This is a genomic window from Paenibacillus abyssi, assembly GCF_014640295.1.
Classification (GTDB): Bacteria; Bacillota; Bacilli; order Paenibacillales; family Paenibacillaceae; genus Paenibacillus_D; species Paenibacillus_D abyssi.
Map to the genome: position 1 here is coordinate 63,192 of NZ_BMGR01000009.1, position 22,616 is coordinate 85,807.

21 protein-coding genes and 1 other annotated feature are annotated in these 22,616 nt (G+C 50.7%); of the genes, 1 reads left to right on the forward strand and 20 read right to left on the reverse strand.

Annotated features, from left to right (window positions below; genetic code table 11):
• Positions 1-8: 8 nt before the first annotated feature.
• From IEW11_RS14315 to lspA, 12 genes are all read right to left on the reverse strand, one after another.
• The gene (locus IEW11_RS14315) at positions 9-818 is read right to left on the reverse strand and encodes an ABC transporter permease (RefSeq protein ID WP_188531741.1); all 810 of its coding nucleotides are present in this window, start codon (positions 816-818) and stop codon (positions 9-11) included.
• Positions 815-1,834 carry an ABC transporter ATP-binding protein gene (locus IEW11_RS14320; RefSeq protein ID WP_188531742.1) on the reverse strand — a complete coding sequence of 340 codons (1,020 nt, stop codon included), beginning with the start codon at positions 1,832-1,834 and terminating at the stop codon, positions 815-817. Before IEW11_RS14320 ends, IEW11_RS14315 begins: the two co-directional genes overlap by 4 nt.
• Positions 1,835-2,154: 320 nt before the next feature.
• A complete protein-coding gene (gene pyrE, locus IEW11_RS14325; protein WP_188531743.1) occupies positions 2,155-2,802 on the reverse strand; it encodes an orotate phosphoribosyltransferase in 648 nt (215 codons plus the stop codon).
• Complete coding sequence (gene pyrF / locus IEW11_RS14330) at positions 2,799-3,533, reverse strand: orotidine-5'-phosphate decarboxylase (protein WP_188531744.1); 735 nt, start codon at positions 3,531-3,533, stop codon at positions 2,799-2,801. The genes pyrE and pyrF overlap by 4 nt, the downstream gene beginning before the upstream one ends.
• Positions 3,534-3,645: 112 nt before the next feature.
• Positions 3,646-6,864 carry a carbamoyl-phosphate synthase large subunit gene (gene carB / locus IEW11_RS14335; RefSeq protein WP_188531745.1) on the reverse strand — a complete coding sequence of 1,073 codons (3,219 nt, stop codon included), beginning with the start codon at positions 6,862-6,864 and terminating at the stop codon, positions 3,646-3,648.
• Positions 6,851-7,996, reverse strand: a complete 1,146-nt coding sequence (locus IEW11_RS14340; RefSeq protein WP_188531746.1) for a carbamoyl phosphate synthase small subunit — start codon at positions 7,994-7,996, stop codon at positions 6,851-6,853. The genes carB and IEW11_RS14340 overlap by 14 nt, the downstream gene beginning before the upstream one ends.
• A 74-nt stretch (positions 7,997-8,070) precedes the next feature.
• The gene (gene pyrC / locus IEW11_RS14345; protein WP_188531747.1) at positions 8,071-9,348 is read right to left on the reverse strand and encodes a dihydroorotase; all 1,278 of its coding nucleotides are present in this window, start codon (positions 9,346-9,348) and stop codon (positions 8,071-8,073) included.
• Between the two features lie 32 nt (positions 9,349-9,380).
• Positions 9,381-10,280: an aspartate carbamoyltransferase catalytic subunit gene (locus IEW11_RS14350; protein ID WP_188531748.1), complete on the reverse strand. Its 900-nt coding sequence runs from the start codon at positions 10,278-10,280 to the stop codon at positions 9,381-9,383.
• Positions 10,277-10,852, reverse strand: coding sequence for a bifunctional pyr operon transcriptional regulator/uracil phosphoribosyltransferase PyrR (gene pyrR, locus IEW11_RS14355; RefSeq protein ID WP_188531749.1), 576 nt, complete (start codon positions 10,850-10,852; stop codon positions 10,277-10,279). The genes IEW11_RS14350 and pyrR overlap by 4 nt, the downstream gene beginning before the upstream one ends.
• A gap of 322 nt (positions 10,853-11,174) precedes the next feature.
• Complete coding sequence (locus tag IEW11_RS14360) at positions 11,175-12,410, reverse strand: LL-diaminopimelate aminotransferase (RefSeq protein WP_188531750.1); 1,236 nt, start codon at positions 12,408-12,410, stop codon at positions 11,175-11,177.
• Between the two features lie 169 nt (positions 12,411-12,579).
• Positions 12,580-13,515, reverse strand: coding sequence for an RluA family pseudouridine synthase (locus IEW11_RS14365; RefSeq protein WP_373289329.1), 936 nt, complete (start codon positions 13,513-13,515; stop codon positions 12,580-12,582).
• Entirely contained in the window at positions 13,499-14,029 is a 531-nt protein-coding gene (gene lspA / locus IEW11_RS14370; protein ID WP_188531752.1) for a signal peptidase II, read from the reverse strand. Before lspA ends, IEW11_RS14365 begins: the two co-directional genes overlap by 17 nt.
• Before the next feature lie 189 nt (positions 14,030-14,218).
• On the opposite strand from lspA, the gene IEW11_RS14375 reads away from it, so the two are divergent.
• Entirely contained in the window at positions 14,219-14,938 is a 720-nt protein-coding gene (locus tag IEW11_RS14375; RefSeq protein ID WP_188531753.1) for a TraR/DksA C4-type zinc finger protein, read from the forward strand.
• Positions 14,939-15,041: 103 nt separating this feature from the next.
• Here the strand turns inward: IEW11_RS14375 and ileS are convergent, their stop codons facing one another.
• The 8 genes from ileS to IEW11_RS14415 all read right to left on the reverse strand — a co-directional run bounded on the left by ileS (position 15,042) and on the right by IEW11_RS14415 (position 22,545).
• Entirely contained in the window at positions 15,042-18,119 is a 3,078-nt protein-coding gene (gene ileS, locus IEW11_RS14380; RefSeq protein ID WP_373289330.1) for an isoleucine--tRNA ligase, read from the reverse strand.
• Positions 18,120-18,184: 65 nt separating this feature from the next.
• Positions 18,185-18,444 (reverse strand) — a binding site (T-box leader).
• Between the two features lie 51 nt (positions 18,445-18,495).
• The gene (locus tag IEW11_RS14385) at positions 18,496-18,984 is read right to left on the reverse strand and encodes a DivIVA domain-containing protein (protein WP_188531755.1); all 489 of its coding nucleotides are present in this window, start codon (positions 18,982-18,984) and stop codon (positions 18,496-18,498) included.
• Positions 18,985-19,066: 82 nt separating this feature from the next.
• Positions 19,067-19,852 (reverse strand): YlmH family RNA-binding protein, encoded by a 786-nt coding sequence (locus IEW11_RS14390; RefSeq protein WP_188531756.1) that lies wholly within the window; start codon positions 19,850-19,852, stop codon positions 19,067-19,069.
• Complete coding sequence (locus IEW11_RS14395; protein ID WP_268237400.1) at positions 19,849-20,112, reverse strand: YggT family protein; 264 nt, start codon at positions 20,110-20,112, stop codon at positions 19,849-19,851. The genes IEW11_RS14390 and IEW11_RS14395 overlap by 4 nt, the downstream gene beginning before the upstream one ends.
• An 8-nt stretch (positions 20,113-20,120) precedes the next feature.
• A complete protein-coding gene (locus IEW11_RS14400) occupies positions 20,121-20,585 on the reverse strand; it encodes a cell division protein SepF (RefSeq protein WP_188531757.1) in 465 nt (154 codons plus the stop codon).
• Positions 20,586-20,587: 2 nt separating this feature from the next.
• Positions 20,588-21,316: a YggS family pyridoxal phosphate-dependent enzyme gene (locus IEW11_RS14405; RefSeq protein ID WP_188531758.1), complete on the reverse strand. Its 729-nt coding sequence runs from the start codon at positions 21,314-21,316 to the stop codon at positions 20,588-20,590.
• Between the two features lie 9 nt (positions 21,317-21,325).
• Positions 21,326-22,117, reverse strand: a complete 792-nt coding sequence (pgeF, locus tag IEW11_RS14410; protein WP_188531906.1) for a peptidoglycan editing factor PgeF — start codon at positions 22,115-22,117, stop codon at positions 21,326-21,328.
• A gap of 152 nt (positions 22,118-22,269) precedes the next feature.
• Positions 22,270-22,545, reverse strand: a complete 276-nt coding sequence (locus IEW11_RS14415) for a YlmC/YmxH family sporulation protein (protein ID WP_188531759.1) — start codon at positions 22,543-22,545, stop codon at positions 22,270-22,272.
• Positions 22,546-22,616 lie beyond the last annotated feature (71 nt).

The window sequence follows — 22,616 nt, forward strand, 5'->3', positions numbered from 1 at the left end:
AGCGCCGATTATCCTCCGTTAACATGCAGCTTCTTCACCCCCGTGCGGTATGTCATGATGACAACGACAGCCAGCACAACGACCCAACCCCATTGTATGGCCAAATAGGGAATGAGCAGTTTTGCATCATAGGCTACAGCCATTTTTGCGGGAAAATACAGGACAGTCTGGAAAGGAAGCCAGGCACATATGCGCTGCAGCCACTCCGGCATCATCTCCAGCGGAAGCAGCATACCTCCGACCGTAAACTGCAGCTTCTGCATCACGAACTCCAATCCTCTTGTTTCCTCCAGCCAAAAGGCGAACAGCGCAATGATCATATGCAGCATAAATGCGACGGTAAAAGCGCCGATACTGAGCATGAACAGCGCCGCGAGTCCGGACCCGAATTCGGGTGCCCCCATAAAAGAGAGCGCAATGCTGCTGCCAACCGCAAGATGGATAAAAAATCGGAGCGTAGCCTCACCCATGTAGGACATATAGTGAAACCCGACATAAGAGAGAGGCCGGATAAGCCTTACCGCGATATCCCCGCTTTTTACCTCTTCTTCTATTTTTGCTCCTATAGGAGGTTTTGCCATCGTAATGGCCTCAGCGAACACGAGATACCAGATGATCTGCTGCAGCGAAAATCCGGCGATGACGGCATCCGCATCCCCTTGATAAGCGGCCTGCCATAATTGAATAAAGATATACAGGATGAGCAATAGAAATACGGAGCGCAGCAAAAGATCAGTGATATAGGCAAATTGGTGCCGCAGTGTAATGATCCCGACGGCCTCGTACTTTTTCCATTTCAGCAGCAGCCGATTATTCATTCGCCCTCAGCTCCCAGCAGCAGATTTGCTTTTTCGGAAGCATATATATGCTTGATTACTTCCTCCATCGGCGGATCCTCAATCGTTACATCCTCCAGCGTATAATGCTCCACGATAAACGCCAGCACGGTTTCAATGCGAGTAACATTCGTATCAACCGACAAAAGGATCGTACATGAATCTTCATAAGCTGCGCTTACTCCGTCCATACGAAAGCTCATCGCTTGCTGCTCTTGCTCCCTCAGCTTCAAGCGGATCGTCTTATACTTCAACACCTCACGCTTCAGCCGGTCAACCGGATCGTCCAGAATCACACCGCCATGGTGAATAATGATGGCCCGCTTACACAACCGCTCAATGTCGCCGGGGTCATGCGACGTAAGAAAAACCGTTGTTCCCTCTTCCCGGTTCAACTCCGCAATCAGCTCCCTGATCCGCTGCTTGATGATGACATCCAGTCCAATTGTCGGTTCATCAAGAAACAGCAGCTGGGGGCGGTGCAGGAAAGCAACGGCAATCTCGCAGCGCATCCGCTCGCCCAGCGATAGCTTTCTGACAGGAGTCTGGAGATGAGCCCCCAGCTCGAAGCGCTCGATCAGAAGGTCGCGGCGGATCAGATAATCCGATCGCCGCAGCTCATATACGCGGCTCATCAGCTCAAAGGAATCCGCTGGCGGCAGGTGATACCACAGCTGTGACTTTTGCCCGAATACCGTTCCGATGCGAAACGCCAAACGCCCTCTCTCCTTCCAAGGATTGCAGCCGAGCACCTGGGCATCCCCCGACGTAGGATGAAGAATGCCGGTCAGCATCTTAATGGTCGTTGATTTTCCCGCTCCGTTCGGCCCTAGAAAGGCGACGGTTTCGCCCGGCTTGACGAGCAAATCCACATTTTTGACCGCTTCCTTCACCTGCCACTGGGGCTTAAATAGCGATCGCACACTTTCTTTAAACCCCGCCTTCTTTTGTTTGACGGCAAACGTTTTCGTTAGCTTCTGCACTTCTAATGCATACATGCCCATCGTCTCCTCCTCTCACCCAATTCTTCACTTTGGTACAGTAAAAAAGACCTTCAGCTTGTGCCGCCGTGAAGGCGGAACTTGCCGAAGGTCTTTTATCCCTACGGTGTAACGATAATCCGATCGATTACGCGCCGGTTTCGCTTGGTTCGATCAGTCCAGCCTTCATTTACAGCTAAACCTCGGATCCCTAGAAACCCTTCCGTTTGATGTCATATATTACCACCCATTCGATAAACTTACAAGAAAAACTTTCCATAGATATAAAAAAACGTATACCGCCTTTTACAGCAGCATACGCCTTATAACTATATTATTTATTTCCCAAACAATTGCGGATCTTCTCGCCAAGCTTGCAGCACCGCGACATCCTCGCTTTTCACCTTGCCGATTTCCTCAGCCACTTCGATAAGCGCTGAATAGTTGGACAATGTCGCCAGTGGAATGGATTCCGCAGCAAAGGCTCCAGCCGCAGCGGCAAATTGATACGTGAAGATAGCAAGAACAGCCTTTACCTCTCCGCCGGCTTCGCGAACAGCGAGCGCCGCTTTCAAGGAGCTTCCGCCTGTGGAGATCAGGTCTTCGATGACAACGACCTTTTGACCTGGGGTAAGCTTGCCCTCGATCTGATTTTGCTTGCCGTGGCCTTTTGCCTTATCGCGTATGTACACCATCGGCAGGCCAAGCTTTTGTGCTACCCATGCAGCATGTGGAATACCCGCCGTTGCGGTTCCGGCAATAACTTCCGCATCCGGATACTGCTCACGAATGACCGTCGCGAAGCCTTCTGCGATCATGTCGCGGATAGCCGGAAATGACATCGTTAACCGGTTATCACAGTAGATCGGCGACTTCAGTCCGGATGTCCAAGTGAACGGCTCATTCGGACGAAGCGCGACAGCTTCAATCTCTAGTAAGCTCTTAGCGATTTCCTTCGGTAATTGTGCAAGTGTGATGGTACTCATACTACCAGCTCCTCTATTATAGATTCCAAAGCCGCGCGGGGATTCGCTGCAGCTGTAATTGGACGGCCAATAACCATAAAATCGGTACCCTGCTCAATCGCTTGGCGCGGTGTCATAATACGCGATTGATCGCCCACCTCTGCTCCAGCGGGACGAATGCCCGGCGTGATTGTCTTGAATCTTGAACCGCACGCTTCTTTTACCGCGGTTACCTCTTGCGGTGAAGCGACAACGCCATCCAAACCGGCAAGCTTGGCTAATTTCGCATAACGGATGACCGCATCGGCGATTGAGCCTCCGATGCCGATCTCATCGTTTAACACCGCTTGGCTCGTGCTTGTCAGCTGTGTGACAGCGATAACGGTCGGGCGCACTACGCCTGACCCTCCAGAAAGCGCTGCATCCACACCCTCTAGTGCAGCCTGCATCATGCTGGCGCCGCCCGCCGCATGAACGTTGAACATGTCGACGCCCAGCTTCGTGATGCTGTTAGCGCCGCCTTTGACGGTATTGGGAATATCGTGCATCTTCAGATCAAGAAACACATGATAGCCTCTCTCTTTCAATCCGGCGACAAAAGCCGGTCCTGCAGCATAGAACAGCTGCATCCCTACCTTCATATAACACGGAATGCCGGCAAGCTCACGGAGCAGCTTCTCCGCCGCTGCAGCATCCGGATAATCGAGCGCTACCATAATACGTCCTGCGGCCTGGTCCTGGGTCAGTTGCATGGGTTCGATCATCTCCTGTCCGATTTAAGAGTCCTGACATACAAGACGGCCACCCGCCGCCGCGCTTACCGGGCAGTCCCCGGCAGCGCGGCCATCGTTGGCCGTTTATCCTTTACTTCTGAAGAATCGGCATTGGGCGCGAGGAGAAATTGATCGTCTCCAGCATGTTCAGCAGTGCGCGCACCGTATCCAGTGATGTCATACATACCACGCCATTCTCTACCGCTTCGCGGCGGATCCGGAACCCATCGCGCTCCGGCGTTTTACCTTTGGTCAGCGTATTGACTACGAAATGCGCTTGGCCGCCGCGGATCAGATCAAGAATGTTTGGCGAGCCTTCGCTGAGCTTGTTCACACGGGTGACGCGCAACCCTGCTTCCTCCAGCGCTTTGGCCGTTCCGCCTGTTGCAATGATATTGTATCCCAGCTCATAGAATCCACGAAGAATTTGAGTGGCTTCTTCTTTATCTTTATCCGCTATTGTAGCAATGATTCCGCCCGATTGCGGAATCCGCATGCCTGCACCAACAAGCCCCTTGTAGAGCGCTTTGGCATATTGCACATCGCGGCCCATTACTTCCCCGGTCGATTTCATCTCCGGTGTCAGCGTAGGGTCAACACGGCGCAGCTTCGCAAACGAGAATACCGGAACCTTAACCGATACATACTCATCTTCCGGCCACAAGCCGTCCACATATCCCAGATCAGCCAGCTTCGTGCCAAGAATCGCTTTGGTCGCCAGGTTTGCCATCGGGATATTCGTTACCTTGCTCAAGAAAGGCACCGTACGGGACGAACGCGGGTTTACTTCGATCACATATACTTTTTCTTGGAAGATAACGAACTGGATGTTGACCAATCCGATAACCTTCAATTCTTTTGCGATATTTATCGTGATGTCGATAATTTGCTGTTTAATGTCATCCGATAACGATTGCGGCGGGTACACGGCGATCGAGTCGCCCGAGTGAACGCCTGCGCGCTCGACATGCTCCATAATTCCCGGAATCAGTACCGTCTCGCCATCACAAATCGCATCAACCTCTGCTTCTTTACCGAGCATGTAGCGGTCGATCAGAACCGGATGCTCAGGGTTGATTTTTACCGCTTGCTCCATGTAGCTGAGCAGTTCCTCGTCGGAGTAGACGATTTCCATCGCGCGGCCGCCGAGTACATAAGAAGGTCTTACGAGTACCGGATAGCCTAAGCCGTCCGCGGTTTCAACCGCTTCATCCACGGAGATAACCGTTTTGCCCAAAGGCTGAGCGATGTCCAGCTTACGAAGCAGCGCTTCGAATTTTTTGCGGTCTTCGGCGGAGTCGATGGATTCCAGACTGGATCCGAGAATGCGTACGCCGGCTTTGCTAAGCGGAGCTGCCAGGTTAATGGCCGTTTGACCGCCGAACTGCACGATAACGCCGATCGGGTTCTCCTGCTCAATGACGTTCATGACATCTTCGAAGAACAATGGCTCAAAGTAAAGGCGGTCAGACGTATTGAAGTCCGTGGATACCGTCTCCGGGTTGTTATTGATAATAACCGCTTCATAACCTGCGTCTTGAATCGCCCAGACCGCATGTACAGTAGAGTAGTCGAATTCAATCCCTTGGCCGATCCGGATCGGTCCGGAGCCAAGCACCAGTACCTTCTCTTTGGTTGTCTTGATCACTTCGTTCTCAACCTCATAAGTCGAGTAGTAGTAAGGTGTTGTCGCCTCAAATTCGGCGGCGCACGTATCTACCATTTTGTATACCGGCTTCAAGCCTTGCTCCAGACGGTATGCACGCACATCCGCTTCCTGTGTCAGTTCAGCGTTTGGATTGCTTTCACGGCGCAGCTCAGCGATCGCGCGATCTGTAAATCCTTTGCGTTTAGCTTGATACAACAGTTCTTTTGTCAAGACTGGCTCACGGCGCAGCTTATCCTCAAAGTGGATGATTTGCTCGATTTTATCAAGAAACCACCAGTCGATTTGCGTTAGATCCTGAATTTCCTGCAGCTGGTAGCCGCGACGGAATGCTTCCGCTACGAGGAACATCCGCTCGTCATCCGGCTTTTGCAAACGGGTGCGCAGCACGGCATCGTCAAGCGAGGTGGCATCTTTCAAATACAGGCGATGCGTACCGATTTCCAGTGAACGAACCGCTTTATGAATCGACTCCTCGAATGTCCGGCCGATCGCCATAACCTCGCCTGTCGCTTTCATTTGCGTACCGAGTTTACGGTTTGCGGAGATAAATTTATCAAATGGCCAGCGCGGAATTTTGGAGACGATGTAATCCAGTGTTGGCTCAAAGCATGCATAGGTTTGACCCGTAACCGGGTTAACGATCTCATCCAGCGTATAACCGATTGCGATCTTCGCAGCCATCTTGGCGATCGGATAACCTGTCGCTTTCGAAGCAAGGGCCGAAGAGCGGCTTACACGCGGGTTTACTTCAATAACATAGTATTGGTAGCTTTGCGGATCCAGCGCGAACTGAACATTACAGCCGCCTTCGATATTCAAGGCGCGGATAATTTTCAGCGAAGCGGAACGCAGCATTTGATATTCGCGGTCAGACAGCGTTTGGCTCGGTGCAACAACAATACTGTCGCCCGTATGAACGCCTACCGGGTCAAAGTTCTCCATGTTACATACAACGATACAGTTATCGTTGGCATCGCGCATAACCTCGTACTCTACTTCTTTCAAGCCGGCAATGCTTTTCTCGATCAAGCATTGTCCGATTGGACTGTAGCGGATACCCGATGCGACGGTTTCCAGCAGTTCTTCCTCGTTCGCACAAATACCGCCGCCTGTTCCGCCAAGTGTATAAGCCGGGCGAACAATGATCGGATAACCGATCTCATTCGCGAATATAACCGCTTCTTGAACGGTAGTAACAATCGTGCTCTCTGGAACCGGCTGCTCCAGCTCACGCATCAGGTCGCGGAACAAGTCGCGGTCCTCGGCTTTCTCAATCGCTGTAAGCTGGGTACCAAGAAGCTTAACATTCTCGCGCTCCAGTACACCTGCACGTGCGAGCTCTACAGCCATATTCAGGCCGGTTTGTCCGCCAAGCGTAGGCAGCAGGCCGTCCGGGCGCTCCTGGCGGATAATTTGCGATACAAATTCAAGTGTAATGGGCTCGATATATACTTTGTCGGCCATATTCGTATCCGTCATAATTGTGGCCGGGTTGCTGTTAATCAACACAACCTCCATGCCCTCTTCTTTGAGCGCTTGGCAGGCCTGTGTTCCGGCGTAATCGAATTCCGCCGCTTGTCCGATTACGATCGGACCGGATCCGATGACGAGAATCTTTTTGAGTTCATTATTTTTGGGCATATTGCAGTTCTCCTTTCAACGTCTCCGACAGCTGAGCTTGACGCGGTCTTTGCGGGTTGTTGCGTTTATGTTCGCGAATCATTTCAAGAAATTGATCGAATAAATAGCTGGAGTCAAATGGTCCCGGCGCCGCTTCCGGATGATACTGCACGGTAAAGGCAGGATGGGTGTTATGTTTGAGCCCCTCAATGGTTCCATCGTTATTGTTAATATGCGTTACGGTCAAGTTTGTGTTCTTTACCGATTCTTCAAGCACGGTGTAGCCATGGTTCTGCGAAGTGATGTAACAGCGGCCGCTCTCCAACTCTTTTACCGGGTGGTTACCGCCCCGGTGACCGAACTTCAGGCTGGTTGTATCCGCGCCGCTTGCCAGAGCGAATAATTGATGGCCAAGGCAGATGCCGAAGATCGGGTATTCGCCGATCAGCTGTTTCAGTGTTTCTACCGCATAAGGCACATCTTTCGGATCCCCAGGGCCGTTGGACAATTGGATACCGTCCGGATTCAAGCGGCGGATCTGATCCGCTGTTGTATCATGAGGAACGACAACGACATCACAGCCGCGCTTGGTCAGCTCACGAAGAATACCGGTCTTAGCACCGTAATCGATCAACACGATCCGCTCTCCGTTTCCAGGGCTCGAGAAAACATTCTTCGTAGAGGTGCGCGCCACTTGATCTCTCATGAGCGGCGTTGCATCCAAACGTTCTTTCAGCTCTTCGACGCTTTGGCTTCCTGTCGTCAAGAGGCCTTTCATCGTTCCGTGATGACGCAGAATGCGCGTCAGCATACGTGTATCGATATCGCTGATACCGGGAATGCCGTATTCCTTCAGCAGTCTGTCGATGGAATACTCCGCGCGCCAGTTGCTCGGCACCGGCTCATGACGGCGTACAGCAAAGCCGTGAATATAGGGGCGAATGGCTTCAAAATCATCACGCGTAATGCCATAGTTACCAATTAGCGGGTAGGTCATCGTTACGATTTGCCCGCAGTAAGACGGATCAGACAGCACCTCTTGATATCCGGTAATTCCTGTATTAAATACAACCTCGCCTGCCATTTCGGCTTCCGCTCCAAAAGATAGGCCAGTGAACAATGTTCCATCTTCCAACAACAATCTTGCTTGCATCCGTATCACTCCTTATGTCCTAGGTTAGCTGTTCATTTTTCATTTATGTGTGTATTCTGGAATATCGCTTCCGGTTATTCCGACCATGCAACCTCGCCATTTACGATGGTCATGACCGGCCATCCTTGCAGCTTCCAGCCGCCAAACGGCGTATTTTTACCCTTGGAAACAAAGGATTCAGGATCAACCTCACGCTCGCTTTCCAAGTCGACGATCGTCAGATCAGCCGGTGCGCCAGCTTCCAGCCGTCCGCTTTCCAGTCTGAACACTCTCGCCGGATCCGTCGTCATCCGCTGTAACAGGAATCCAAGACTCCAGCGTCCTGTTGCGACAAACTTCGAGTAGAGCAGCGGGAACGCTGTTTCGAAACCTGTAATGCCAAATGGAGCCAGCTGCATGCCGCGCGCTTTTTCTTCTGCGCTATGCGGTGCATGATCGGTTACGATCATATCCAGCGTGCCGTCCTCCAGTCCTTCGATGACCGCTTCCACATCGCGGGGGCTGCGGAGCGGCGGATTCATCTTCCAGTTCGCGTCCATTCCCGGAATATCTTCATCAGAGAGAACCAAATGATGCGGGCATACTTCAGCTGTCACGTTGATGCCGACCTGCTTCGCGAGCCGGATTAAGCGTACCGACTGCTCGGTGCTGACGTGGCAGACATGATAATGAACGCCCGTTGCTTCGGAGAGCAGTACGTCACGTCCGACATGGATGGCTTCCGATTCATTCGGGATGCCTTTCAATCCATTCTCTCTGGCAAATTTGCCGTCTGTCACGGCTGCGCCGACGACAAGCGTGTCATCTTCACAGTGTGCGATGATCGGCATGTCAAGCGATTGGGCCAGTGTCATCGCATCCTTCATCATTTGGGCGTTTTGAACGCCCACGCCATCATCCGTAAAACCAATCGCTCCCGCTTCCTTTAATGCTGCGAAATCCGTCAGCTCACGACCGAGCTCATTTTTCGTAATCGCTGCATAGGGCAGCACTTTAACGAAGCCTTGAGAGGCTGCTTTATCCAAAATATAGCGGATCGTCTCCGGCGTATCCGTAACTGGCCGAGTATTCGGCATACAAGCAATCGTAGTGAATCCGCCTTTAGCCGCAGCTTTCGTTCCTGTAACAATGTCTTCCTTATATTCGAAGCCCGGATCACGCAAATGTACATGCATATCGATGAAGCCGGCTGACAGGAGCTTGCCCTGTACATCGATCACCTCATGCCCTGCTGTATCCGGAAGCTGATCTGCAAGTTCACTAATCCGTTTGTCCTCAATACGTAAGTGTTTTGTTTCCAGCTTGCCGGTTTCTTTGTTCCATACTTTTCCGTTTATTACCCATAAAGCCATTTGCTTCATCTCCTCTCGGCGCTGCGATTCGGTCAATTCAGTGCCCGTTCAATAACCGCCATTCGGACAGGTACGCCATTTTGCATTTGGGTGAAGATTCTGGACTGCGGATGCTCTACCAGCTCATCATCGATTTCCACATTCCGGTTAATCGGCGCCGGATGCATGATAATCGAATGGGAAGAAATTTTGCTTGCCCGCTCGACTGTTAGACCATAGTGCTCGCGATACTCCTCGGCCGACTTGATCATGCCGCTTTCATGACGCTCCAGTTGAACCCGCAGCATCATGATGACATCCGCCTTCAATGCCTCTTCCATCGAAACGTAGGTTCCACCAAGCTCAGCGGACTGCATATTCTCAGGTGCGCAGAACACAACTTTGGCGCCGAATTTGGTTAATGCCCACAAATTGGAGCGTGCGACCCGGCTGTGAAGGATATCGCCGATAATGGCAACCGTTAATCCCTTCAAGTCACCGAACTGCTTGCGCATCGTGTACAAATCAAGCAGCGCTTGCGTCGGATGCTCATTGTTGCCGTCACCGGCATTGATGAGCGGCACCTTGATTTTTGTTGCCAGCTCAGCGAGCACGCCGATCGGCTTCAGCCGGATGACGCCTGCATCGATACCCATCGACTCCAGCGTCCTTACTGTATCATATATGGACTCGCCCTTCTGTACGCTCGATACGGCTGCTGAGAAATTCAATACTTCCGTTCCAAGCCGTTTCTCCGCTACTTCGAAGGAGAATCTCGTTCTTGTGCTGTTCTCAAAAAACATGTTGGCGACAAATTTCCCAGGCGCTATGGCATTGACTTTAGAAGGATGATTCTCCCAATACTGTGCGCGATCCAATATCGACTCGATTTCCTCGCGTTCAAGCTCCTTCAATCCAAGTAAGCTGCGTTGTTTTAATTGTGTTACGGTCACCCGGTTTGCCCCCTCTGTTGAAAAATGGTTACATGGTCTGCCCCGTCGATTTCCGATAACGATACATCAATGTCTTCCAGCTTCGCAGTCGGCACGTTTTTCCCAACATAATCCGGTCTAATCGGCAGCTCGCGATGGCCGCGGTCAACAAGAACAGCCAATTGAATCAGCTGAGGCCGTCCCCGATCCATCAACGCATCCATAGCTGCGCGAATCGTTCTCCCCGTAAAGAGCACATCGTCGAACAAAATCACGCGTTTGTCCTGAATGAGTAACGGATTGCCATCGATATCTAAACATGATGCTGTTTCTTTTGCAATCGGCCTGTTTAAAACGGCTCTTCGGTCATCCCGATAAGAAGTGATATCCAGGTCGCCGACCTGTACCGGTCTTCCTTCGATTTCCAGTACTCGCTCTGCGATTCGGTGTGCCAAGTAGATGCCGCGCGTGCGAATCCCGATGAATACACAGTTGTCGATGCCTTTGTTCTTTTCCAAGATTTCATGCGCGATCCGGGTCAAAGCCCTGCGTATCGCAGTCTCATCCATAATGACATGACGTTCCTCGCTCATCCAAAGCTCCCTCCTTCCGATCTGAACCATTCATGCTCGTTTCTTGTCTTCCGGCTCCTTAGCGTCAAAAAAACTCCTTGCGACAGGCGCAAGGAGTTTGCATGCGGATGAGAGGCCTTCTTGTTGAATTCAGACCGATAGGCCAAGCGGTATGCTTGACCCATCAGAATTCCATACAAGAAACTCTCTTCTTATTCACGCTACCTTGCCAGCCTCACGGGACTGAGTTAAAGGTACTTCTTTTATTAGAAGTATTATCCCATGTTCGACAAAAGAAGTCAAGCCATTTGTCGACGATTTTGGTATAGGTAGCCGTTATCTATTACAAGCTCATTTTACGAATGCGTTCAACCGCTTTCTCCGTATTCTCTCGGCTGCCAAAAGCAGTCAAGCGGAAGTAGCCTTGTCCGCTTTGCCCAAAGCCTACGCCCGGCGTTCCAACAATATGCGCTTCGGAGAGCAGCTTGTCGAAAAATGCCCAGGAATTGAGTCCGTTAGGAGTTTTCAGCCAAATATAAGGCGCGTTTACTCCGCCGAATACTTCGAGGCCCAGTGATTTCAAGCCATCACGGATAATGGCCGCGTTAGTCATATAGTAGTCAACCAGTTCGGCGATTTGCGCTTTGCCTTCCGGTGAGTAGATCGCTGCAGCGCCGCGCTGCGTCACATAAGAGACACCATTGAATTTCGTTGTATGCCGGCGGTTCCACAGATCATTGATAAGAATCTCATTGCCTGCGGCATCAAGTCCTTTCAATTCACGAGGCACAATCGTGTACGCGCAGCGAACACCGGTAAATCCGGCTGTTTTGGAGAAGCTGCGGAATTCAATTGCTACTTCTTTGGCACCTTCAATTTCATAAATGCTGTGCGGCACGTTTTCTTCTTGGATGTATGCTTCATAAGCAGAATCATACAAAATGATGCAGTTGTTTTCTTTCGCATAGTCTACCCATTTCTTGAGCTCTTCCTTCGTAAGCGTCATCCCTGTCGGATTGTTAGGGTAGCACAGGTAGATCAGATCAACCTTGCGATCAGGCAGGCTTGGCTTGAATTGATTCTCAGCGCTGCTCGGCAGGTAGGAGATGTTTTCATAACGGTTCAATTCTTTGTTGAATTTTCCGGAACGCCCAGCCATGACATTGGTATCCACGTATACGGGATACACCGGATCCTGTACCGCAACGATGCTGTCCTGGCTGAAAATTTCTTGAATGTTGCCGACATCGCATTTTGAGCCGTCGCTCACAAACACTTCATTCGATTGGATGTCGATTCCGCGGGACTTATAATCTCCCTCGATAATCGCTTGGATCAAGAAGTCATAACCTTGCTCAGGACCATAACCGCGGAAGGAGCTCGCTTGCGCCAGTTCATCTACCGCTTCGTGCATAGCCTTGGTTACGGCCTCAGGCAGTCCGCGTGTAACGTCACCGATCCCAAGGCTGATGATTTGCGCATCCGGATTCTCCTGAATAAACTTTGTTCTGCGCTTTGCGATTTCGGAGAAAAGATAGCTGCCCTGCAACTCTAAGAAATTATGATTGATGTTAGCCATATGATAATCACCTTTCCCTTTTTGAATTCTTGTTCAATCGGCGGGTATTGCTCCCGCTTAACTGCTACAAGCATATCTTTTTTTGGAGAATGAAATAATGAAGGAATTAGCGAAAAGTTTGCACTTTCTCACTAATTCCTTCTATCGCCTTTCTATTACGCGTAGATGCTTAACGCTGGCGCAGCGCGGATAATACTTGTTCCATATCCTCAGGCAGCGGCGCCTCGAATTGCAGTTGCTCGCCAGTTCTTGGATGCTCGAAACCGAGGACGGCGGCATGCAGCGCTTGCCCTTTCAGAGCGATTGTTTTACTGCGTCCATATACGGGGTCGCCGGCAAGCGGGTGCCCGATATACTTCATATGTACGCGGATCTGATGCGTACGGCCGGTTTCCAGCTGCAGTTCCATAAGCGTATAATCGCCGAAGCGCTCCAATACCCTGAAATGCGTAACCGCATGTTTGCCATTGCGGCCCGTTACCGCAAACAGCTTCCGGTCATGCGGATCGCGTCCGATCGGCGCATCAATCGTCCCTTGATCATGGGGAAGGTTGCCGTGTGCCAGCGCAATATACTTCCGGGTCACCGTATGCTCCTTCAGCTGCTCAGCCAGCGAATGATGTGCAAGGTCGTTTTTGGCCGCCATCAGCAATCCTGAGGTATCCTTGTCGATCCGGTGAACGATTCCCGGGCGAAGCATCCCGTTAATACCGGATAAATCCTTGCAGTGGAACATCAGCGCGTTGACAACTGTCCCGGAGGAATGCCCCAGTGCCGGATGCACAACCATGCCGCGCGGTTTATTGATGACGATCACATCAGAATCCTCATATGCGACCTGCAGCGGTATCGCTTCGGGTACAATCTCCGCCGATTCCGGTTCTGGAATCGTAACCGAGACCGTATCCCCTTCCGATACCTTATAATTTGGCTTCACCGTTTTTTCGTTGACAATCACTTGACCGTTTTTGATCCAATCCTGAACTTGCGTTCTGGAGGCCATGCCGTCCTCCAGGCTTTCCGTTACATATTTATCAAGACGTTCGCCGGCAAACTCCTCCGCTACCGTCCATTCCATGCTTTCTTCATTAAACCTGCTGCTCATTGCGTTCATTGAGATCTCCGTCCTGCTGTGGATTATCATTATTGTTTGTTTTTGCTTCTTCCTTCATACTCCTGATCGTATCGAGCAAAATGAGCCCGACACCGCATACAATGCCCATATCTGCAACGTTAAAGATCGGGAACGTATAACTCCCAAAGTTAAATTGTAAAAAGTCGACCACTTCGCCATACAACGCCCGATCCAGGAAGTTACCGAATGCGCCGCCAAGCACAAGGCCTAGCGCAGAAAGCAGCAGCACTTTTCCAGAATTGCGGTTCATATAGATGTAAGTGACAATACCGGCTACAACAATAAGCGTGATGATAATGAAGAAAAGGGTTTGCTCCTGCAAAATCCCAAATGCCGCGCCCCGGTTCCGATGCGAAGTGATGATGAAGAAATTGCCGATCACTCCGATTTTGTCCCCAATTTCAAGATTGGTCTCAATCATTTTCTTGGTGATGTAGTCAATAATAAATACTGCCAGGGCAATCCAATAATAATAATACTTCAATCCTGTTCCCCTCCGACTTGTACAACTGTTATCCCAAACATTGTAGCATATTGTTTACCTTGACTACCAGCATCCGGGGATCCTTTGCATTCTCCCAGCAATACCACTCAGTACCGCTTGTAAAACAATGCCCAACCGCGAAAACTACCCTCATACAGTTATCCGCTGTGACAGGAAGGGGATTCATTCATGAACATCATCAATGATCAGCAATTATCGGATCTGAAAAGCACGCTTCTTCAGGAAAAACAGGAGATCGAACAGCGCCTTTCATCAAATGAGCATTACGGGCTGGCCTCTTCATTGAGGGATGATACTGGCGAGCTCTCCCCCGTTGATAATCACCCCGGAGACTTGGCCAGCGAAATTTATGAGCGGGGCAAAGATATCGCGCTGCTCGAACAAGAGGATCTGCATTTGGCGAGAATCGATGCCGCCCTATCTGCGATGGACAAAGGCCAATACGGCAGCTGCCGAACATGCGGAGAACCGATCCCCTATGAGCGTTTAGCAGCTGTTCCCGATACCTTGTACTGCATCGAACACGCTCCAAGGCAGGACATATCCGACCGCAGGCCCGCAGAAGAATCATTTCTCAGACCGCCGTTCGGCCGTTCAAGCATGGATCAGCAAAGCAGTTATAACGGCTTTGACGGTGAAGACGCTTGGCAGATTGTCGAGGCATGGGGCAATTCCGACTCGCCGGCCATGGCTGAAAATCCGGAAGCCGATTATGACAGCTTAACCATTGAAGCGGATGAAAATGAAGGCTTTACCGAACCGCTGGAAAGCTTTTTGGCAACGGACATCACAGGCAATCATAAGTTTGTATACCGTAATCGCCAATACCGTGAATATATCGACCACAATGAAGGCGATTTGACGCTTCAAGCATACGAAAATGAATAAATGAAAAAACGAGCTCCGAACCTCCTCAGCGGCATTACAGCTTAACGCCTGGGGAGGTTCGATTTCTGAGCTCGTTCATTACTTCTTCTGTTTCTTGATGACCTTATTCTCCGATCGAAATTCCAATCGTTTTGTCTCCTGCCTGTACGCGTTCCATATCACCGGTTTGGCCGAATTCAACTGAAGTAAGCAGTACATTCTCGTGCAGTACGTGTTCAAATGCCTTCAATGCAGTCAGGAGCTCGTCATCTACATCCAACGTAAGCTTAATGCGCTTCTCAATCGGAAGATCCTGTTTTTTACGCGTATCCTGAACCGCGCGGATGACTTCTCTGACCATACCTTCCTGTATAAGCTCAGGCGTGATATCGGTATTGAGCGCTACAGTCAGTGAATATCCCGATGCCGATGCGAAGCCTGATTTGGCCTGCTTTTCAACAAGCAGCTCATCCGTACTGATCGCAAGCGTCTCGCCTTCAGCAGAGGTAAAGCTCAAACTTCCGCTCCGCACGACGGCGCGTGTTTCATCCGCGGTCATGGCTTTCAAATACCCTTGGATCGGACCGACCAGCTTGCCGTATTTTTTACCTGCAACCTTCAGGTTCAGCTTCAAAGTGAAATCAACGAAGCCGCTGTCGTTTGTTTCAACCGTGATGGTCTTGACGTTGATCTCGTCCTTGATGATCTCCTCATAAGCTTCCAGTTCAAAGCTGCGGTCAAGCGAAACAATCAGCTCGGAGAGCGGCTGGCGTGTCTTAATGCCGGTCTCGTTACGGACATTTCTGGCCAGCTCGACAATTTGTCTGGCGGTTTCCATATCGCGCTCCAGCGCTTCGTCAATCGCCTGTTCATCCGGCTGCGGATAGTCCGCAAGATGAACGCTTTGTCCGCCGCCAAGATTTTGATATACATCCTCTGCCAGCAACGGGGCATAAGGAGCAATCAGCTTCGACAGCGTAAGCAGCACATGATGCAGCGTTTGGTAGGCGTTGATCTTATCATCCGTCAATCCACTGCCCCAGAACCGGTCACGCGAACGGCGGATGTACCAGTTGCTCATCTCGTCGACAAACAGTTCTATCGCTTTCGCCGGGTTAAGGAAATCATTAACCTCCAGCCCTTTGCTCACTTGCTTCGTCAGCGTGTTCAAGCGGGATAGAATCCAGCGGTCAAGCTTATTGCCGGAGTGGCGCTGCTCATGCTGAGAAGGATCATAGCCGTCGATCGTTGCATATAGCGCATAGAACGCATGCGTATTGACAATGGTGTCAATCACTTTGGATTTGGCTTCCCCGACAATGCTGCGCGAGAAACGTTTGCTGTTCCATGGCGCGCTATCGGCGAGCAGCGCCCAGCGGAATGCATCCGTACCGTATTCATTTATGATCTCCCAAGGATCGATAACGTTACCTTTGGATTTGGACATCTTCTGGCCGTTCTCGTCCAAAATATGACCGGTGGAAATAACCGCCTTGTAAGGCGCTTTACCATTATACAGCGTGGATACGGCCAGCAAGCTGAAGAACCATCCGCGCGTCTGGTCAATGCCTTCGCAGATAATATCTGCCGGATATTGCTCACCGAAGCGCTCCTCGTTCTCGAACGGATAGTGATGCTGCGCAAACGGCATCGAGCCGCTGTCGAACCAAACGTCGATAACCTCGGAGGTACGCGTCATAACGCCGCCTTCACAATGCGGGCAGTGCAGCTGCACTTCATCGACGTAAGGCTTGTGCAGCTCCAAATCCTCGGCTACCGGACGTACCGATCTCGAACGCAGGTCTGCATGGCTGTGCGGCGCATATTCCCCTTTGCAGCTTTCACATACCCATACATTAAGCGGTGTGCCCCAATAACGGTTACGGCTAATATTCCAATCGACCAAATCCTCGAGGAATTTGCCAAAACGTCCTTCGCGGATATGCGATGGATACCAGTCCACTTGATTATTGTTGGCGATCAATTGGTCCTTAACCGCAGTCGTCTCGATAAACCAGCTCTCTGTCGCATAATAGAGCAGCGGCGATTTACAGCGCCAGCAGAACGGATAGCTGTGCTCGTAGCGTTCTTTGCTGAAGAGAAGTCCGCGCTCGCTCAGCATTTTCACGATGTCCACATCGCAATCCTTAACGAAACGTCCTGCCAGATCGGTGACTTCATCCACGTAGCGGCCTGCGGAATTAACTACGCTCAGCATGCTGATTCCATTTTTCCTGGCCACTCTGTAGTCATCCTCACCGTGTGCCGGTGCGATGTGTACAATCCCTGTACCGCTTGTATCGCTGACAAAATCGCCGGCAATGACGATATGACCTTTTTCGACGGCAGTATAGTTAAACGGCGCTTCATATTCCAAGTCGACCAGCTCAGAGCCTTTCGCCGTTCCGATTGTCTCATAATTCTCTTTCATGACGCTTTCCACGAGGTTTTCCGCTACAATGTACACTTCGCCGTCTTTGCGAACACGGCTGTACACCAATTCCGGATTCACTGCCAGCGCAACGTTGGCTGGAAGCGTCCAAGGCGTAGTCGTCCAAGCCAGAATCGATTCATTGCGATCCTTCAGTTTGAACTTGACTGTGGCGCTCAAATCTTTTACATCCTCATAGCCTTGTGCCACCTCATGGGAGCTGAGCGTTGTCTGGCAGCAAGGGCAGTACGGGCTGACGCGGTGGCCCCGGTACAACAGGCCCTTCTGGTGAATCGTGGACAAAATATGCCATACGCTCTCGATATAACCGTTGTTCAACGTAATGTACGGATTGTTCATATCGGTCCAATAAGCAATCGCTTCGGTCAATTCACGCCACTGGCGTTCATATTCGAATACGCTGTCCTTACACTTCTTCACGAATTCTTCCACACCGTATTTCTCTATTTCCTGTTTGCCGGAAATGCCAAGCTGCTTCTCGACACCAAGCTCAACCGGCAGTCCATGCGTATCCCATCCTGCTTTGCGGACAACGCGATATCCGGCCATCGTTTTATAACGGCACATAAAATCCTTGATTACACGGCCGAGCACGTGCCCGATGTGCGGAGCTCCGTTGGCCGTTGGCGGACCTTCATAAAATACAAAATTTGGTTTTCCCGCCCGATTTTCGATCGACTGCTTAAACGTATCTTCCTTTTTCCATTGTTCCAAAATCCGTTGTTCCCTAGTGCGGGCACGCTCTTTCACATCTACGCGCTGCATCGTTCAACCCATCCTTTCGATTATAAAAAAATCAAAAAACCCCATCCCGTAAAAGGGACGAGGTTAGCTCGCGTTACCACCCTAATTCTGATGCGTTCATTCGCGCAACGAACAAACAGATCAGCGCCTTAGTCACGGACAATAATCCGCGGTCCTTGTAACGGAGGACAATCGTCAACGCTTACTTTGTTTCATTCAGCGCTGCTTCTCGGAGAGGATCTTCAACTGCGGCCTGATCATCGGCTTTCAGCATGTGCCGACTCTCTGGGGATCAAACACGCGGTTTACTCGTTCTCGTCATTGAATTCATGATTTGTTATCTTTATTTATACTCCTTTGAAATGCCGTTTGTCAATGCCGCTTAATCCCGACTCGCCGTTTCACGGCTGCCGGCTTCGAGCGAATCCCATCCGTCCACGCTGAGCAAATCAAGCTGCGCTTCAACGAGCGTACGGAATCTCGCACGGTAGATGGAAGCCTGTTTTTTCAGCTCTTCCACCTCAAGTGCAACCTTCCGGGACTTTGATAACGACTCATTGATGATGCGGTCGGCATTTTTCTCTGCTTCTTTAATGATAAGCTGGGCTTCCTTCTTCGAGTTGTTCTTCAATTCATCAGCCGCTTCTTGGGCGACGATGATCGTTTTGCTGAGCGTTTCTTCAATATTGGAGAAATGATTCAGCTTTTCTTGAAGGGACAGCACCTGATTTTGCAGCTCTTTGTTCTCTCGGATTAATAATTCATAGTCTTTTATGACCTGGTCTAAAAATTCATTGACTTCATCTTCATCGTAACCGCGAAGTCTCCGACCGAACTCTTTGTTATGTATGTCCAATGGCGTAAGCGGCATTGGTGCACCTCCTAATGAAATGACGAATTGCCCTGATTGTTAATTGATGATTCGACAGCGCGAGCCAAATTCCTGCAACATCTCAAATAAATTTGCCAACTTTGACACGAATTCGGCCTTTTTTCGTCATACCTTCCACATCAAGCACTTTAAATCGTCCCAATCCCTGCATCGATACCACATCCCCGGCTTTGAGCAGCTTGGACGGGTCCTCCACTACCTTCCAGTTCACCCGGCAGCGGCCAGCTCTGATGGGATCAACAATCTTGGCTCTGCTGATCCGGTACACATCGCTGCTAATGCCATCCAGACGCAAAGAAGCCACCGTAAAGTTCATTTCCTCCAATTCCGGTACAGCGGTTCGCAGCTCCGATTGTGGAAGAATGTCGGTTAGGACATGAACCCGGTGCACTTGTCTAAGATGAATATTCAAATAATCCGCAATTTCATCAGCCACCAAGCAATGACAGCCGTCTTCATGGACATGAATGTCACCGATCCGATCCCGCTTGATCCCAAGACCGAGGATCGCCCCCATGTAGTCACCGTGATCAAGCTCCAATTGGCTGCGGTCGCCGGTGTGAACCGACAGCACAGATATGCCAATGGGTTCCTCATCCAGCGGGCGATAATCCGGCGCGATAATGGCCCGCTGCCTCTCGGCGCCTGTATAACCTCCGTCAAGCCGCAGAGCGGCATCCGGATGGCGGTTCACAAGCGTTGTTACGATAAAAGCTTGACGGGGATCCAGAAAGTCGGTCCGTTTCAGTTCATGCCACTCTGCGGCACGCTCCACCCACTCTGAGGCCCGGTCAACAAATGCCCGTTCGTCCGGATGGAAATGCTCGTAAATTTCTGAGTTTATCATGATAATCCTAAGAAACCGAGAACAGCAATTAATCCCGCAGCCACGAATTGCAGCGCGAATACAGCGACAATCGGCGAGATATCCAGCATCCCGCCGATTGGCGGAATAAATCGGCGGAACATCGAAAGGTAAGGCTCAACTAGCTTGCCCAACATTTCGCCGATAAAGCTTTCGCGTGCATTCGGCAGCCACGACAAAAGCACATAACCGATAATCATAAACGTATAAATGGTTTGCAACGTACCAATAAACTGTGCCACTTACAAGGTCACCTCATTTTGTTGTAGTCAGGATCCTCAGCCATCATCTCTGTTATGGTGCCTTGAATTTCTACCGAATCCGGTGTACATAGGAAGATGTTCGGACCAAGCTTTGAAATACTGCCGTTCAATGCATATACCGTCCCGCTGAGAAAATCAACGATGCGCACTGCTTGATCTTTTCTAACCCGCTGCAAATTAACGATTACCGAGCGGCGCGAACGGAGATGGTCGGCTATTTCCTGGGCTTCATCGTAAGTCCGGGGTTCATTCAAGATGACACGTACATTCTTTTGAGAATGGATGCTGACGATATTATTCCCTTTTGCACTATTCTTACGTGTTTCAAAGCCGGAGGTTTCAAACTCTTGATCGTCGGACTGCGAGTATGTTTGTGTGACCTTCTCCCTCTCCACAACTTCCTCTTCTTCCTGCAAGCCTATAAAATTCATAAACTTGTTCATCATGCTCATCTTCATTCCTCCTCTTTACCGACTAGTACGGTTCCAAGCCGCAGCCAAGTAGCGCCCTCTTCAACCGCCACTTCAAAATCATTGGACATGCCCATTGATAGTCCCGTGACTTCGTAAGGTAAAATCGCCTTCTCGTTCAGCTCGTCCCGCAGCAGCCGCAATCCCCGGAATACCGGACGTGTTGTTTCCGGCTCCGCTTCATAGGGAGCCATCGTCATAAGTCCCGCGATTTTGATATGATTCAATACCGCCAACTGTTTAACGAATGAAGCCAGCTCCTCAGGCGGCAGTCCATGCTTGGAATTTTCGCCTGATACATTCAATTGAATGAAACATGGCATCTGTATGCCAAGCTGCCCGGCCTTCTTATCTATGGCCTGTGCCAGAGAAATCCGGTCAAGTGAATGAATGTAATCAAATTTGCCTACTACATCCTTCACCTTGTTCGTCTGAAGTGAACCGATAAAATGCCATACGGCTTGTCCATTGCTGCCGCCATTTGGCTGTGCGCTGTCCGAGCCTCCGCTGATCACGCGCCATTTTGCTTCCGCGTCCTGCCATCTATTCTCACCCAGATGAACCAAGCCATGCTTGAGAGCATCTACTGCTGTTGTAATCGATACATATTTCGTTACTGCAATGACCCCAATGTCACTACGCTTACGTCCGCTTCGCATGCACGCTTCACTAAGCCGCAGTTCCACATTCTCTATACGATCCGTTAACGTCAAGAGAATCGCTCACCTCTCTTTCATGCCGATCCAGCTTACCATCCTGCCTGTCTTGCCATCCTCCATGCGATGGGAAAAGAACAGATCCGTCCGGCAGCCGGTGCATCTCTCCGTTAATTCGATATGCGTCGGCAAGATTCCTGCTTTTATCATAATCTGTCGGTTAATTTCTTTCAAGTTTAAGCGCGCTTTCCCTTCGCCGTTTTCAAGCATCATCTCGGCGGGAGAGACTTCAAGCTCGGTACTCAGCCGCTGAACCAGCGGCTCCACCCGCTCGATTACCGGTTGATCCACTTCATAACAGCATTGTCCGATTGATGGCCCGATCGCCGCAAAAATGTCTTTAGGCTCGCTGCCGTAAGCGTCCTTCATCGATTCAACAGTCATCCGGGCAATCTCGAGCACTGTCCCCTTCCATCCCGCATGAGCAAGGGCAATAACCCGGCATACAGGGTCAACATAATAGATCGGGACACAATCAGCATAAAAAGACGTCAGCAATACGCCGGTCTCATTCGTCATCAATGCATCGCAATCCGCAATCGCACCCGCTCTATTCTCTCTGCCGCTGCCCCGATCCGCAGAAGTGACCTGCCTAACCCGGCAGCCGTGTACCTGCTCCGCGCAGGTCCAGGCATCGAACGGCCACTTCAGCGACTCCGCAACCAGACGACGGTTCTGTACCACGCGAGCAGGTTCATCGCCTACATGCAGGCCCAGATTCAAAGAAGTCCAGGGATGACCGCTTACCCCGCCATGGCGTCCGGTGAACCCTGCGGTCAGACCGTCCTGCTCATCCATCCAGGAAGTCAAATAAAAAAGCGAAGGCCCCTCCGCTGAAGTTTTGGTTTGAAATGGTTCCGTCACGATTCAACACCTCCAATCCCAGTGTACCACAGAGGAATAAGCAGAAGCGAACAGCCCTTTAACGAAAAGTCCGGATTCAGGCCGGCTCATCTCATTTGATTTTCTTCATCCTCCGGGCGGTAGCCCTTCGTCTCATCGATCCGCACCAATACGACATCGGCTCCGATCTTCACAATATTCCGCCATGGAATGACCATGTCGGCTCCACCGCTGAACATCCCGAAAAACCGGCCATAACTCGGAACAACAATCGCATCGATCCGCCCCTGCCGCAAATCCAGCTCCAAATCGCTTACATGGCCGAGCTTTTTGCCGTCTACGATGTTGATGACATCCTTACTTTGAAAATCTGATATCTTCAAGGCTGAATCACCACTTTTCCACCCGTAGTTTGTTTCGCTCGCCTCCTATTTAACTATATGAGAAAAATCGG

Excerpts from the sequence above, each read along its gene's own strand:
- IEW11_RS14315 (WP_188531741.1), bottom strand. The coding sequence starts at position 818 with ATGAATAATCGGCTGCTGCTGAAATGGAAAAAGTACGAGGCCGTCGGG.
- IEW11_RS14320 (WP_188531742.1), bottom strand. The coding sequence starts at position 1,834 with ATGTATGCATTAGAAGTGCAGAAGCTAACGAAAACGTTTGCCGTCAAA.
- pyrE (WP_188531743.1), bottom strand. The coding sequence starts at position 2,802 with ATGAGTACCATCACACTTGCACAATTACCGAAGGAAATCGCTAAGAGC.
- pyrF (WP_188531744.1), bottom strand. The coding sequence starts at position 3,533 with ATGCAACTGACCCAGGACCAGGCCGCAGGACGTATTATGGTAGCGCTC.
- carB (WP_188531745.1), bottom strand. The coding sequence starts at position 6,864 with ATGCCCAAAAATAATGAACTCAAAAAGATTCTCGTCATCGGATCCGGT.
- IEW11_RS14340 (WP_188531746.1), bottom strand. The coding sequence starts at position 7,996 with ATGCAAGCAAGATTGTTGTTGGAAGATGGAACATTGTTCACTGGCCTA.
- pyrC (WP_188531747.1), bottom strand. The coding sequence starts at position 9,348 with ATGGCTTTATGGGTAATAAACGGAAAAGTATGGAACAAAGAAACCGGC.
- pyrR (WP_188531749.1), bottom strand. The coding sequence starts at position 10,852 with ATGAGCGAGGAACGTCATGTCATTATGGATGAGACTGCGATACGCAGG.
- IEW11_RS14360 (WP_188531750.1), bottom strand. The coding sequence starts at position 12,410 with ATGGCTAACATCAATCATAATTTCTTAGAGTTGCAGGGCAGCTATCTT.
- IEW11_RS14365 (WP_373289329.1), bottom strand. The coding sequence starts at position 13,515 with ATGAGCAGCAGGTTTAATGAAGAAAGCATGGAATGGACGGTAGCGGAG.
- IEW11_RS14375 (WP_188531753.1), top strand. The coding sequence starts at position 14,219 with ATGAACATCATCAATGATCAGCAATTATCGGATCTGAAAAGCACGCTT.
- IEW11_RS14385 (WP_188531755.1), bottom strand. The coding sequence starts at position 18,984 with ATGCCGCTTACGCCATTGGACATACATAACAAAGAGTTCGGTCGGAGA.
- IEW11_RS14390 (WP_188531756.1), bottom strand. The coding sequence starts at position 19,852 with ATGATAAACTCAGAAATTTACGAGCATTTCCATCCGGACGAACGGGCA.
- IEW11_RS14400 (WP_188531757.1), bottom strand. The coding sequence starts at position 20,585 with ATGAGCATGATGAACAAGTTTATGAATTTTATAGGCTTGCAGGAAGAA.
- pgeF (WP_188531906.1), bottom strand. The coding sequence starts at position 22,117 with ATGGATGAGCAGGACGGTCTGACCGCAGGGTTCACCGGACGCCATGGC.